15 protein-coding genes are annotated in these 13,227 nt (G+C 71.1%); 6 read left to right on the top strand and 9 right to left on the bottom strand.

Translation table 11 applies throughout. The features are described 5' to 3' along the window. The first annotated feature begins 32 nt into the window (after positions 1 to 32). Positions 33 to 587: a TetR/AcrR family transcriptional regulator gene (locus I5071_RS12130; RefSeq protein WP_236605593.1), complete on the top strand. Its 555-nt coding sequence runs from the start codon at positions 33 to 35 to the stop codon at positions 585 to 587. Positions 588 to 1,098: 511 nt separating this feature from the next. On the opposite strand, the gene I5071_RS12125 is transcribed toward I5071_RS12130, so the two are convergent. Next, entirely contained in the window at positions 1,099 to 1,875 is a 777-nt protein-coding gene (locus tag I5071_RS12125) for a hypothetical protein (RefSeq protein WP_236605592.1), read from the bottom strand. A gap of 83 nt (positions 1,876 to 1,958) precedes the next feature. On the opposite strand from I5071_RS12125, the gene I5071_RS12120 reads away from it, so the two are divergent. Continuing rightward, complete coding sequence (locus I5071_RS12120; protein ID WP_236605591.1) at positions 1,959 to 2,297, top strand: hypothetical protein; 339 nt, start codon at positions 1,959 to 1,961, stop codon at positions 2,295 to 2,297. 149 nt (positions 2,298 to 2,446) lie between these two features. Here the strand turns inward: I5071_RS12120 and I5071_RS12115 are convergent, their stop codons facing one another. The 7 genes from I5071_RS12115 to cobA form a co-directional block, all read right to left on the bottom strand. Further along, positions 2,447 to 3,019, bottom strand: coding sequence for a hypothetical protein (locus tag I5071_RS12115; protein ID WP_236605590.1), 573 nt, complete (start codon positions 3,017 to 3,019; stop codon positions 2,447 to 2,449). An 18-nt stretch (positions 3,020 to 3,037) separates the two neighbouring features. Further along, the gene (gene aat, locus I5071_RS12110; protein WP_236605589.1) at positions 3,038 to 3,760 is read right to left on the bottom strand and encodes a leucyl/phenylalanyl-tRNA--protein transferase; all 723 of its coding nucleotides are present in this window, start codon (positions 3,758 to 3,760) and stop codon (positions 3,038 to 3,040) included. Positions 3,761 to 3,776: 16 nt separating this feature from the next. Beyond that, positions 3,777 to 6,092 carry an ATP-dependent Clp protease ATP-binding subunit ClpA gene (gene clpA, locus I5071_RS12105; RefSeq protein WP_236605588.1) on the bottom strand — a complete coding sequence of 772 codons (2,316 nt, stop codon included), beginning with the start codon at positions 6,090 to 6,092 and terminating at the stop codon, positions 3,777 to 3,779. Between the two features lie 54 nt (positions 6,093 to 6,146). Beyond that, on the bottom strand, positions 6,147 to 6,488 hold the full coding sequence (locus I5071_RS12100; protein ID WP_236605587.1) for an ATP-dependent Clp protease adaptor ClpS: 342 nt from the start codon (positions 6,486 to 6,488) through the stop codon (positions 6,147 to 6,149). 111 nt (positions 6,489 to 6,599) lie between these two features. After that, positions 6,600 to 7,064 carry a hypothetical protein gene (locus I5071_RS12095; protein WP_236605586.1) on the bottom strand — a complete coding sequence of 155 codons (465 nt, stop codon included), beginning with the start codon at positions 7,062 to 7,064 and terminating at the stop codon, positions 6,600 to 6,602. 10 nt (positions 7,065 to 7,074) lie between these two features. Then, positions 7,075 to 7,488, bottom strand: coding sequence for a hypothetical protein (locus I5071_RS12090; protein ID WP_236605585.1), 414 nt, complete (start codon positions 7,486 to 7,488; stop codon positions 7,075 to 7,077). 3 nt (positions 7,489 to 7,491) lie between these two features. Then, positions 7,492 to 9,024, bottom strand: coding sequence for a uroporphyrinogen-III C-methyltransferase (gene cobA / locus I5071_RS12085; protein ID WP_236605584.1), 1,533 nt, complete (start codon positions 9,022 to 9,024; stop codon positions 7,492 to 7,494). A gap of 133 nt (positions 9,025 to 9,157) precedes the next feature. On the opposite strand from cobA, the gene I5071_RS12080 reads away from it, so the two are divergent. Both I5071_RS12080 and I5071_RS12075 read left to right on the top strand, forming a co-directional pair. Next, positions 9,158 to 9,748, top strand: coding sequence for a DUF192 domain-containing protein (locus tag I5071_RS12080; RefSeq protein ID WP_236605583.1), 591 nt, complete (start codon positions 9,158 to 9,160; stop codon positions 9,746 to 9,748). Positions 9,749 to 9,750: 2 nt separating this feature from the next. Next, on the top strand, positions 9,751 to 10,746 hold the full coding sequence (locus I5071_RS12075; RefSeq protein WP_236605582.1) for a peptidylprolyl isomerase: 996 nt from the start codon (positions 9,751 to 9,753) through the stop codon (positions 10,744 to 10,746). Positions 10,747 to 10,749: 3 nt separating this feature from the next. Here I5071_RS12075 and I5071_RS12070 read toward each other — a convergent pair whose 3' ends face one another. Then, positions 10,750 to 11,340 carry a hypothetical protein gene (locus I5071_RS12070; protein ID WP_236605581.1) on the bottom strand — a complete coding sequence of 197 codons (591 nt, stop codon included), beginning with the start codon at positions 11,338 to 11,340 and terminating at the stop codon, positions 10,750 to 10,752. Between the two features lie 73 nt (positions 11,341 to 11,413). On the opposite strand from I5071_RS12070, the gene I5071_RS12065 reads away from it, so the two are divergent. Next, positions 11,414 to 12,493, top strand: coding sequence for a glycosyltransferase family 4 protein (locus tag I5071_RS12065; RefSeq protein ID WP_236605580.1), 1,080 nt, complete (start codon positions 11,414 to 11,416; stop codon positions 12,491 to 12,493). Continuing rightward, positions 12,490 to 13,209, top strand: coding sequence for a class I SAM-dependent methyltransferase (locus I5071_RS12060; RefSeq protein WP_236605579.1), 720 nt, complete (start codon positions 12,490 to 12,492; stop codon positions 13,207 to 13,209). Before I5071_RS12065 ends, I5071_RS12060 begins: the two co-directional genes overlap by 4 nt. Positions 13,210 to 13,227 lie beyond the last annotated feature (18 nt).

Below are 13,227 nucleotides of genomic sequence, written 5' to 3'. Positions count from 1 at the left end.
GCGGCGCGTTCTGTCCATCACGAGGCGCGGCGATGAGCGACGCGCGCACCCAGCGCACGACGCGCGCGCTGCGCGACGCGCTGCTCTCGCTGATGGTCGAGCGCGGCTGGGAGGCGGTGCGCGTGCAGGACGTCTGCGAGCGCGCCGGCATCGCGCGCTCGACCTTCTACACGCACTTCACCGACAAGGAGGACCTGCTGCTCAGCGGGTTCGACACCCTGCAGCGCGAGCTGCGCGCACACGCGCAGGGACGACCGCTCGGGTGGGTGCGCCCGCTCATCGAGCACGTGCGCGAGGGCTACTGGCTCGCGACGCGGCGCCGGGTGAGCGCGCTGACACGAGGGCGCGGCGGGCAGATCATCCGCGAGCGCGTGACGCGCCTCGTGATGGAGCTGCTCGACGAGGATCTCGGCGATCAGATAGCGAAGGGCACCGAGCGCGAGATCGCGCTGCGCTACCTCGCGGGCGCGCTGGTCGAGCTGCTCCTCGTCGATCGCACGACGCCGAAGCGCGCGAGCGTCGCGGAGCTCGAGGCGACGTACCGCAAGCTGACGAGCGCCGCGCTGCGCGCGCTGATCAGCGGCTAGACGCCGAACACCGAGACCGTCACTGCGCGCGCGGAGCGTGAGGTACAGCCACTCCCCTGCGACGCACGCGCCGGGCGCGGCCTCGATCATCACCAGGCAATCGGGCGCGAGCCGCAGGCAGACGAGCCCGTCGTCGTCGACCTCCTCGACCGCGTCGTCGTGCTGCGTCCATCGCGGCGATCGCGCGTCGGTCCGCCGGGCGTTGCGGCCGAGGCTCGAGCCGCTCGTCCACGTCGAGCTCGATCGACTGCGCGCCGTCCTCGTCCTCTCGTTCGACCGCGAGCACGCCGATCCTCATCGCGAACCCCCCGTTTTCGGCCGCGGATCGCGATTCTGCGGCGACGAATCGCGTCCAGCGCGCGCTGGGGACGATTCTGCGGCGCGAAATCGCCTCCAGCGGTCGCTGGAGGCGATTCGGGGCGCGAGGATCGCGAAAATTCCCGTCTGACTGCGTGTTGGGATTCGCGGATCGCCTCCAGCGGGCGCTGGAGGCGATTCGTCGGCGCGGAATTCACGTCTCGTCGGGATCGGCGTCGTTCGGCGTCGCGGGATCGCCTCCCGGCGTCACCACGAGCGTTCCGCGGCTCCGCGGGTTCACTCGGAGCTTGCTGGCGAGCACGTCCTGCCCGGCGAGCGCGTAGAGCGACGCGAGCACCGGCACCTCGAGCCCGAACGCGTCGTCGAACGCGTCGATCGCGGTGGTCTTCGCGGCGAGCGCCACGTCGGCTTCCTTCGCCTCGCGGTCGATGTCGGCGAGCGCCTTCGAGAGCGCGAGCGCGCTCTCGCTCAGCTCCTGCGCGTAGTCGTCACGGTCGAGCTTGGTGCCCTTGCGGCGCGGCTTGGGCAATCGGATCGATGCGTCGAGCAGCGCCTCGCGCGTGGCGTGCGCCTGCTCGGCGAGGACCGACGGCACCATCGACGCAGGCTCGCGCAGGTGCAGCAGCGCGAGCGCCTCGTCGGGGTACGCCGAGAGCACGGTGTTGCGGAGATCGGTGTAGACCTCGCGCAGTGTCGCGGCGTGGCGATCGCGTGCGGCGCGCGGGCCCGCGTCGTCGGCGAGCTCGATCTCGTGGGCGCGATCGGCGCGCTGCATCGTGTCGGCGCGCGACGCGAGCTCGCGGCCGAGCAGCTGCACGAGGAGCGCGACGTCGGGCATGCGCTCGCCCGCGCGGAGGTGAGGACGCAACCGCGCGGCGATGTGTGTCGCGATCGCGTCCGCGTTCTGTTCGAGGGAGCCCTGCACCGCGCGCGTCGACGCGATGCGATCCGAGACCATCTTCGATGACATGCGCGCGAGCCTACGTGAGCGCTCCGGAGCGAGGGAGACCGCGCTCGGAGACGGAGGCGCGGCGCGTGCTCTTCGTGAGCGCGATGCGAGCGTGGGTGATCGCGTTGGCGCTCTGCGCGTGCGGGACGCCGTGTCAGGACGCGTGGATCGGCGCGAACGGGTGCCCGTCGGAGTGCTACGTGCTGAGCGCGCGGCCCGTCGACGTGGAGCGCGCGTGCACGCTGCAGGAGGAGGTCTCGATCTGCGCGCGCGCCGATCAGGAGCCGGTGCTCGCCGCCACGTGCGTGGTGGACGAGGAGACGGGCACGCGATGGTGGGCCGTGTCGGGCGTGTCGCTGGGCAGGGGATGGCGCGCGTGCACCGAGGAGGAAGAGGGCGAGGTCGGCGAGCACCAGGCGTGCGAAGTAGACTCGAGGCCGTGAAGCAATCACCCGCGGACCTGCGCTTCGATCCGTTCGCGCTCGTGTTCAGCGTGGTGTTCTTCGCGTGCGCGGGGCTCGCGTACGTGTACCGCGACGAGATCGCGGCGTTCTGGTGAGCAGGTTCGCTGCCGCGGGGCACGCGTTCTCGGTCAGAGCGCCAGCGCGAGCGTGACGAGTCGCTCTCGCACGATGTCGCTCGTGGCGTGACGTGCAGCGATCCCCAGCACCAGGCGCGTGGCTGTGATGCACGGATCCAGCCGCGATCCGGCGACGCGTCGTTCCCACCGCTGCGTGGGCGTCTGGAGGACGACGCAGATTCCGTCGAGCACCAGAGCGTCGTCCGTCGGTGGCTCGGCGCGGCACGCGTCGAGCGCCTGCTCGACCGTGCGGCGGTCCTCCTCGTCGAGCACGCTGCGCTCGCGCGTGAGCACAGGAGCCCGCGCGGCGGACGTGTCGCGGACGGGCGCGCGTACCCACCGTCCCGTGACGGAGTCGCGGGTGTAGGCCGTCGTGTTATCGGCACGCCCGGGCAGGCAAGCCCACGCCGAATGGTCGAGCGTGTGAATCGTGAGCGTCGTGTCGTCTCGCTCTTTCGCGAGCTCGAGGGCGCACTCGGGCTGGAACGAAGGCCGGAGAACGACGCGCAGCAGAACGCTCGGCGTCAGTGGAGTGAGCGCGAGCGTCGCGTCGAGGAAGGCGTCGTATCGATCGAGCAGGGTCATTACGCGCGTCGATGGGAATCAGCCCTCGCGCAGCTTCGCGATCGCTTCCACTGCGCCGAGCTCGAACGTCCACTTCCCACGTCGCGTCTCGTTCGCGAGCGAGCGGTGCAGCACGTCGAGGAACCTCCTCCTCGGCCAGTCCTCCGCGCCGAAGCGCTCGAGGTGCTCGGTGTGGACCTGACAGTCGACGAGATCGAAGCCCCAGTGCGCGAGGTTCCCGAGCAGCGTCGCGAACGCGAGCTTCGATGCGTCGGGCGCCTCCGCGAACATCGACTCGCCGAAGAACATCTTGCCGAGCGACACGCCGTAGAGGCCGCCCGCGAGCACGCCGTTCATCCAGCACTCGATGCTGTGCGCGTAGCCGAGCTCGAAGAGGCGCTCGTAGCCGCGCACCATCTCGCGCGTGATCCACGTGCCGCGCTGGCCGGGGCGATACGCGCGCTTGCATCCGGTGATCACCTGCGTGAACGCGGTGTCGCAGCGGATCTCGAAGTCGCCCTTCTTCGCGCGCTTGCGCAGCGAGCGCGGGACGTGCGCGCTCGAGGGCTCGAGCACGAAGCGGGGATCGGGCGAGAACCACAGGAGCGGCATGCCCTCGCTCGGCCAGGGGAAGATCCCCTGCGAGTACGCGAGCAGCAGCCGCTCCGGGCTCAGGTCGCCGCCGATGGCCACGACGCCCTCGGGCGAAGCGCCTTCGGGCGGCGGGAACACCAGCTCCTTCGTCAGCAGATAGACCGGCACGACCGAGTCGCGCTGATCATGCTTCGATGGTCGTCTTCACGTCGACGAACTTCGGCGCGACCGTCTTCTCGCCGTCCTTCTCGACCACGTCGAAGACCACCGTGCCGCCTTCCTTGAGCGGCCCGAAGAGCAGCGCCTCGGCGAGCGGCTTCTTCAGGAACTGCTCGACGGTGCGGCCCATCGGACGCGCGCCGAACGCAGGGTCGTAGCCCTTGTCGGCGAGCCACTCGCGCGCTGCGCTCGTGAGCTCGAGCTCGATCTTCTTCTCCGCGATCTGCGCGCGGAGGAGACCGACCTCCTTGTCGACGACCTTGAGGATCACGTCGCGCGAGAGCCCGCCGAAGAGCACCCACGCGTCGAGCCGGTTGCGGAACTCGGGCGAGAACGTGCGCTCGATCGCCTGCTTCGCCTTGCTGAGGTCCGCGCCCTCCACGCCCGCGCCGAACCCGAGCGCGCGCTTCGCCATGTCCTGCGCGCCCGCGTTGGTCGTCATGATGAGCACGACGTTGCGGAAATCCGCCTTGCGACCGTTGTTGTCGGTCAGCGTCGCGTGGTCCATCACCTGGAGCAGCACGTTGAAGAGGTCGGGATGCGCCTTCTCGATCTCGTCGAGCAGCAGCACGGCGTAGGGCTGCTTGCGGATCGCGTCGGTGAGCAGGCCGCCCTGATCGAACCCGACGTAGCCCGGCGGCGCGCCGATGAGGCGCGAGACGGTGTGGCGCTCCTGGTACTCGCTCATGTCGAAGCGGATGAGCTCGACGCCGAGCGTCTTCGCGAGCTGGCGCGCCAGCTCGGTCTTGCCGACGCCGGTGGGGCCGCTGAAGAGGAAGTTGCCGATCGGCTTGTCGCCGGTGCGCAGGCCCGCGCGCGAGAGCTTGATCGCGCTCGCGATCTTCGCGATCGCGTCGTCCTGTCCGTACACGACGTGCTTGAGGTCCGCCTCGATGTCGCGCAGGCGCTCCTGCTCGCCGGCCGAGACGGTCTTCTCGGGGATGCGCGCCATCTTGGCGACCACGCGCTCCACGTCGCGGATCGTGACCTCGCGCTTGCGCTCGTTGCGCATGCGGTCCTGCGCGCCCGCCTCGTCGATCACGTCGATCGCCTTGTCCGGCAGGAGCCGCTCGACGATGTGCTTCGCCGAGAGCTTCACCGAGGCCTCGATCGTACCGGGCAGGTACTTCACGCCGTGGTGCTCTTCGTAGCGAGAGCGCAGGCCCTCGAGGATGAGGATCGAGTCGTCGATGCTGGGCTCGCCGATGTCGATCTTCTGGAAACGGCGCGCGAGCGCGCGGTCGCGCTCGAAGCTGCCCTTGTACTCCTGGAACGTCGTGCTGCCGATGCAGCGCAGCTTCCCGCTCGCGAGCGCGGGCTTGAGGATGTTCGACGCGTCCATCGAGGAGCCGGTCGTGGCGCCGGCGCCGACGATCGTGTGGATCTCGTCGATGAAGAGGATCGCGTCCTCGTGCTCCTGGAGCTTCTTGATGACGCCCTTGAGCCGCTCCTCGAACTGGCCGCGGTACTTCGTTCCCGCGAGCAGCGAGCCCATGTCGAGCGAGTAGATCGTCGCGCCGCGCAGCACCTCGGGGACCTTGCCCTCGACGATGTGCAGCGCGAGGCCCTCGGCGATCGCCGTCTTGCCGACGCCCGGCTCACCGACGAACACCGGGTTGTTCTTGCGGCGGCGGCAGAGCACCTGGATCGTGCGCTCGAGCTCGAGGTCGCGACCGATCAGCGGATCGATGCGGCCCTCGCGCGCCTCGGCGTTGAGATCGACGGTGTAGGCCTTGAGCGGATCGCGCGCGGCGCCGCCGCCTTCCTCGTCCTCGTCGCCGAGCCCCGCGTCGTCGCTCTCGTCCTCTTCCATGTCGCCCGACGCCTCGCCCTCGGGGCCGGCGCCGTGGCTCACGTAGCGCTTGAGATCGAACTGCGAGACGCCCTGCTGCGAGAGCAGGTAGACCGCCTGCGAGTCGCGCTCGTGGAAGAGCTGCACGAGCACGCTGCCGCCGTCGATCTGCTTCATCTCGGACGAGATCGCGTGGATCGCGGCGCGCTGGAGCACGCGCTCCACGGCGATGGTCTGGTGGGGCTGGAGCTCGTCGCCGTCCTCGTCGGGCACGGCCTCGAGGCTGTTCTCCAGCCATTCGGCGAGGGACTTGCGGAGCTTGTGTCGGTTCGCGCGGCAGGCATCGAGCGCCTTCGCCGCCTTGGGGTCGTCGCAGAGCGCGAGCAGCAGGTGCTCGAGCGTCACGAACTCGTGCCGCATGCGACGAGCCTCTTCGTAGGCCTTGCGCAGCGTCGCCTGCAGCTCCTTCGCGATCATCGGAGTGGCCATCGTTCTCCTGAGGCTTCTTCTCTAAGGCGGCGGTCTCGTTCGTCGATGCGCGCGCTACTTCTTGTCCCCGTCGTCGTCCTCCTCGGGCTCCATCGAGAGACGCAGCGGGTACTCGCGCTCCTTGGCGAGCCTCTCCACGATCGCGATCTTGGTCTCCGCGATCTCGCGCGTGAACACCCCCGCGACGCCGACGCCGTTGTAGTGGACGTGCAGCATCACCCGCACGGCCTCCGCGTCGCTGTGGTGGAACACGGTCTTGAGGACTTCGACGACGAACTCGCGCGTCGTGTAGTCGTCGTTGTGGAGCAGCACGCGGTACATGCGCGGCCGCTGCACCTTCTTCTCGGACCGCGTCTCGGTGATGACGCCGGAGTCGGGATCGAAGGGATCTGCCACGGTCTCCTCGCGAAAAAAGCGAGAGCGAGTGTAACCGGTGGCGAGCGCCGCGCACCGTCCTCGCAGCATCGTTCCCGCCGCGGCGGCTCGCCATGCCGCTGTGACGGGGGTCTACCTGCCCGAATGGTCGGTCGCGGAGGCGGACGCGCGCCACGCCGCGGAGATCGCGTCGGCGAGATCGTAGACCGACGCGCCGCGGAACATCGGCTCGATGCGGAGCGGATCCGCATCGTGTCGGGCGACGCGGACGTCGAGGCGATCTTCGTCGACCTCGACCGCGGTGATCTCGGACCACGGCAGCTCGATCGTGGTCGCGCCGTCGACGAAGCGGAGCGCGTCGGGCTCGAGCCGGAGCGAGACGTTGCCGCGGGCGCGGCGGCGCGAGCGACCGACGAGCGCGACCCACGCAGCGCACGCGGCGAGACCGACGATCGAGAACAGCAGTCCGACCCAGTTGCGGAGGCCGAGCGCGAGCCCGCCGATCGAGAGCAGCACGACCACGATCGCGACCGAGCGGAGCAGCGCGACGCTGCCCTCGTTGTACGTGTCGTGCTCGAACGTGCGGTACGGGCTCATGGACGAGACGTCAGAAGACGACCACCCGTGCGAAGTAGTTCCCGTTCGTGTCGTTCCATATGACGACGTGATCCTCGTTCACGACCTCGATGCGCGCGAGATCGCCGGCAGCGAGCGCGGGCGTGCGCCCGTCGTCGGTGAACGAGAGGTAGACCAGCACGCCGTTGGGGGCGCGACCGAGATCGTGCTCGACCTGGATCCGGATGCGGCCGGGGTAGGGGATCCAGGTGTCGTCTTCGGCGTCGAGCGGCGCGCTCGCCCACGAACGGACCTCGCCGGTGGTCGCGTCGCGATCGATCACCTGATGCGCGAGTAGATCGTCGCCGAGTGGGATGACGACGATCTCACCGGGTGGGGTGCGCTCGCAGCCGGCGATCGGCGCGAGCGCGAGGGCGAGGACCGCGAGAGCGAGGGCGTTGCGCAAGGGTCAGGTCCTGGAGAAGTGTTCGCGCAGCGCGCGCGCGAGGCCTTCGCTGGTGTAGTACGGCGCGGTCACGTCGACGCGCACGCCGAGCTTCTCGGCCGCCGCGGTGGTGACCGGGCCGATCGAGGCGATGGTGAACGAGGCGAGCTGCGCGGCGGCGTTCGGCCCGAGGATGCGCACGACGCTCTCGACGGTCGATGGCGCGGTGAACGTGATCACGTCGAGCTCGTGCGCCTCGATCGCGGCGCGCAGCGCGGCCTCGTCGTCGGGCGAAGGAGGGACGTTGCGATAGGCGTGCACCACGTCGACGTGCGCGCCTGCCGCGCGCAGCGTCTCGGGGAGGACCTCGCGCGCGACCGCGGCACGCGGGAGCATCACCCGCACGCCGCGGAGATCGCCGCCGTGGTGATCGAGGAGGATCTTCGCTGCGCCCTCGCCGCGGAACTCGGTGGGCACCGCGTCGGCGCGGAGGCCACGCGCGCGCAGCGACGATGCGGTCGCGGGGCCGATCGCGCAGATGCGCGCGGCGCCGACCACGCGCGCGTCGCGCTCCTGGCGGTCGACCTCTTGGAAGAAGGAGTCGACGCCGCTCGCGCTGGTGAAGACGAGCCAGTCGTAGGTCGCGGCCTCGCGCACCGCGCGGGCGAGCGCTTCGGGATCCTCGGGCGGCGCGATGCGGATCGCGGGGATGCAGATCGCCTCGGCGCCTTCGTCGCGGAGCAGGCGCGCGAGCCCGAGCGAGCGATCCTCGGGGCGCGTCACGAGCACGCGCTTGCCGAAGAGCGGCTGCACGTCGTACCAGCGCAGCGCATCGCGCAGCTTCACGACCTCGCCGACGACGGTGAGCGCGGGCATGCCGACGTTCGCCTCGCGCGCGAGCTTCGCGATCGTCGCGATGGTGCCGACGATGGTGCGCTGCTTCGGCATCGACGCTTGTTGGATGACGGCCGCGGGCGTCTCGGGGGCGCGACCGTGCTCGATCAGGCGCGCCATCATCGACTCGAGCGAGCGCACGCCCATGAAGATCACGAGCGTCTCGGTGGCGGTCGCGAGCTTCGTCCAGTCGTGGCTCGAGCGATCCTTCTCGGGCGACTCGGTCGCGGTCACGTACGCGACGCTGCTCGACGCGGCGCGATGGGTGAGCGAGATGCCGGCGTACGCGGTCGCGGCGATGGGGGAGGGCACACCGGGCACGACCTCGAAGGGGATGCCCGCGGCGTGCAGCGCTTCGGCCTCTTCGGAGCCCCGACCGAAGAGATAGGGATCGCCACCCTTGAGGCGAGCGACGACCCGCCCGGCGCGCGCGGCCTCGATCATGCGCTCGTTGATCGCGCTCTGTCGCTCGCTGACCCGCCCGCCGCGCTTGCCGACGAACGTCTTCTCGGCGTCCTCGCGGCAGAGATCGAGGAGCTCGGGGTGCACCAGCGCGTCGTAGAGGACGAGGTCGGCCTCGCCGAGGCGACGCGCGGCGCGCTGCGTGATCAGCTCGGGGTCGCCGGGGCCGGCGCCGAGGAGATAGACCCGGCCGAGGGGCATGGCGCGTCTATATACTCTGCGCGCCGCGCGCGGGCGCGTCCGACGGACCCAAAGAGCGGCATCGCGCGCGAGTCCGTGGTACGAGGGCGCGCTGTCCATTGGCACGCCGATCCGGATGACGAGGACGCTCGCCGTGACCGCTGCGCTCGCGATGATCGCCGCATGCTCGGGAGGCGAGGCCTCTCGCGAGGCGAGCGCCGACGCGCCGCGTCCGGCGCCGCCGACGCCGGGGAGCGGTGGTGGCGAGCCGGTGCGCCCCGCCCCGCCTCCTGCGCGGCCCCGCGTGATCCTGGAGCGCGAGGGCGCGGACCCGGTGGTCGTCGAGGTCGAGGTCGCGCGGACGCCTGCGCAGACCTCGCGAGGCCTGATGTACCGGCGCGAGCTCGCGGCCGATCGCGGGATGCTCTTCTTGTTCGCGCGCGAGCGACAGCAGAGCTTCTGGATGCGCGACACGTTCATCCCGCTCGACATGATCTTCATCACGAGCGAGATGCGCGTGCTGGGGATCGTCGAGAGCGCGGAGCCGCAGACCGACGATCCGCGCGAGGTCGAGGGCCTCTCGCAGTTCGTGCTCGAGGTGAACGGCGGGTTCGCGCGCGCGCACGGCATCGGCGCCGGCGCGCAGGTGCGCTTCGAAGAGGTCGGCGAGGTGCCCGCGGCGGGCGGGCCGCACGACGACGAAGCGATCGAAGACGACGACGTGGTGATCGAGGAGTGGGAGTGAGCATGCGTCGAGGGAACGCGGTGATCGCGGCGGTGATCGCGCTCGGTGGCCTGTGGGGCTGCGAGTGCGAGACGGGCGCGACGTCGGGCGGAGAGGCCACGGGCGGACAGGGCGGCGGCGGCGCGAGCGCGACGAAGCAGCCGACGATCGGCGTGACCGAGGACGGCGAGCAGATCGTGTTCGCGGGAGGAGACCGCGGCGCGCGCAGCACGACGAAGCAGACGCCGGATCGTCTGGTGCGCGAGCCCACCGAGCCCGATCCCGAGGGCGGCGACTTCACGCTCGACGAAGCGGTCGAGGGCATGCCGATCGACGGGCAGCTCGTCGCGGAGATCTCGACCGACCTCGGCACGCTCTTCTGTGATCTCTACGCGGATCGCGCTCCGCGCACGGTCGCGAACTTCGTCGGCCTCGCGCGCGGCCGGCGCCCGTGGTGGGACGCGCGTGCGGGCATCTGGCGCCGCCAGCCTTACTACGCGAACACGACGTTCCACCGCGTGATCCCCGAGTTCGTCGTCCAGGGCGGCGACTACCTCGGCGATGGCAGCGGGACGATCGGGTACACGATGCCGTACGAGCCGCACGAGACGCTCGCGCACGATCGTGCGGGACGGCTCGCGATGGCGACCACCGGGGGCCGCGACACCGGGGGCGCGCAGTTCTACATCCTCGACGGGCCCGCGCCGCAGCTCGACGGCACCGCGACGGTGTTCGGTCAGTGCCGCCCCGAGGACGTGGTCGCGATGATCGCGCGCGTGCCGCAGAGCGGCGATCCCGACAACCGTCCGCTCACGCCGGTGCGCATCGCGCGCGTCCTCGTCCAGCGCGTCGAGGGCGGTGCGGCATCCGCGCGCATCACCGCGCCGCAGCTGCCGCCGGGAGAGCCCGCGGTCGGTCGTGGCGCGAGCCCCGGTCCCAGCGAGCTGCGCACGCTCGAGGGGATGCGGCGTCGTCGTGAGGAAGCGGCCGAGCAGCTCCGCGAGCAGCGCCCGGAGTGATCGTCAGACGTCGCTGCCGTCCTCGGGCTCCTGCGCCTCGGCCGAAGGCCGGCGCAGCCCGCGGCGGCGGCCGCGCTGCTTCGTGGTCGGGCCGACGCGCGCCTTCACGTCGGGCGTGACGCCGCCCGCGTCGTTCGGGATGAACCGGATCTCGGTGCGGATCTCGAACGAGAGGCTGGTGAGCGCGCGCTGCAGCTCCTTCGCGAGATCGGCCGCCTCGAGGAACTCGCGGACCTCGCGCGCGACGACGCGGACCATCGCGTTCTTGGTCTCGTCGACCTGCGACAGGACGTAGCTCGCGACCTCCTTCGGCAGCTCGACCTTGCCGACGACGCCTTGCAGTGCCTCGCGGCTGTTGGTCAGCGTGCCGATGCCGGTCTCGAGGCCCTTCTCGATCGCGCGCTTGAGGATCTCGGGGAGGATGCGCTCGAGTCGCTTGCGGCGGCTCTCGCCGTGCGCGCGATCGGGCGGCTCCGACTCGAGCGTGGTCTCGGTGTCGGGCTCGAGCTCGTCGTCCTCGTCGAGCGCGGCGCCTTCGTCCTCGCCAGCGGCGAGCGTCTCGTCGTCGTCCTCGGGGCCGCCGTGATAGACCACGCTGGACCTCTAGAGCAGGGGTGGGTCGGGGTCAAACGTATCCGATCCCGCGCGTGTGATGGCGACCATCCTGATGATTTCGAAGCCGGTCGAGCCTCCGTGGAACGACGGCAGCAAGACCCTGGTGAGGGACCTCGTGAGCTCGATGGAGCGTCACGTGCCGATCGTGATGGCGACACGCGGCTCGTCGTTCCACCCGCCGCGCGCGAAGGTCGAGCGGACGTTCGGCCCGCATGCGCGCGGGCACGCGCTGCCTCCCCGCGAAGCGCTGCGCGTGCTGGCGCGTGTCGCGATCGGGGAGGGCGACCTCGCGCACTTCTTCTTCCAGCCGAACCCGCGCACGTCGGTGGTCGCGAAGGCGCTCTCCCGCGCGCGACGACGTCCGACGGTGCACACGGTGTCGAGCGCGCCGCGCGACGATCTCGATGCGCGCCGCGTGCTCTTCGCGGATCGCACCGTCGTCCTCTCGCGCCACACCGAGACGCGGGTGCGCGACGCGGGCGTGCGCGGCGTGGTGCGCATCCCGCCGGCAGTCGCGCCGATCGACGTGCCCGGCGACGAGGCGCGCGCGGCGACGCGGGAGGGGCTCGAGCTGCCGCGCGATGCGCCGCTGATCGTGTTCCCCGGCGATCTCGAGCGCGGCGAGGGCGCGAGGCACCTGATCGAGTCGCTCGTGACGCTGCGCGACGCGGTGCTCGCGCTCGCGTACCGCCAGAAGAGCGAGCGGTCGCGCGAGGCCGAGCGCGCGCTGCGGGCACGGGCCGAGGCGCTCGGCGTCGCGTCGCGCGTGCGATGGATCGGCGAGACGCCGCACATCCTCGCGCTGCTCGGCGCGGCCGACGTCGTCGCGCTGCCGACGCGTGATCTCGGCGCGAAGGTCGATCTGCCGCTGGTGCTGATCGAAGCGATGTGGCAGGCGCGCCCGGTGATCGTCGCGTCGCGTTGCGCCGCGGAGGAGCTCGCCGAGGACGGTGCGGCGCTGGCGATCGAGCCGACGCTCGATGCGCTCGTCGACGCGCTCCGCCGATGGCTCGACGACGCGAGCGCGCGCGCATCGATCGGAGCGCGCGCGAGACACGCGGCCGAGCGACGCCATCACCCCCGCGCGATGGCGGCCGCCTACGAGTCGCTCTACGACGAGGTGCTCCGATGAGCGGCCACGACGCGCGCGCCAAGCGCTACTACGACGACTTCAGCAGCACCTACGATCGCGGTCGCGACGAGGGCTATCACGCGCTGGTCGACCGCCTCGAGTCGCAGATCGTGATCGATCACGCGCGCGGCGCCGAGGTGCTCGAGGTCGGGTGCGGCACCGGGCTCGTGCTCGCGCGCGTCGCGCCGCACGCGTCGCGCAGCGTGGGCGTCGATCTCTCGGCGGGCATGATCGCGCAGGCACACGCGCGAGGGCTCGACGTGGTGCGCGGGAGCGCGACGGCGCTGCCGTTCCGCGACGCGTCGTTCGACGTCGTCTACTCGTTCAAGGTGCTCGCGCACGTGCCCGACATCGAGCGCGCGCTCTCGGAGATCGCGCGCGTCACGCGGCCCGGCGGGCACATGCTCCTCGAGTTCTACAACGCGTGGAGCCTGCGCTATCTGGCACGTCGTCTCGCGGGCGCGCGGCGCATCGGTCGCGCGCACACGGAGGCCGACGTCGCGACGCGCTGGGACTCGCCGCGCGCCATCCGCCGCATGCTCCCGAGCGGCACCGAGCTCGTCGACATGCGTGGTGTCCGCGTGGTCACGCCCGCAGCGTTCGTGCATCGCGTTCCGCTGGTCTCGACGCTGTTCGCGCGCGTCGAAGAGCACGCGAGTCGATCGATGCTGCGCACGCTCGGCGGCTTCCTCGTCGCGGTCGTCCGTCGGCGCTGAACGCGCGAGTGCCGTGCT

Origin of the sequence: Sandaracinus amylolyticus (genome assembly GCF_021631985.1) — a bacterium.
Lineage (GTDB): Bacteria > Myxococcota_A > Polyangia > Polyangiales > Sandaracinaceae > Sandaracinus > Sandaracinus amylolyticus_A.
This window is presented reverse-complemented; position numbering and strand designations above follow the sequence as displayed.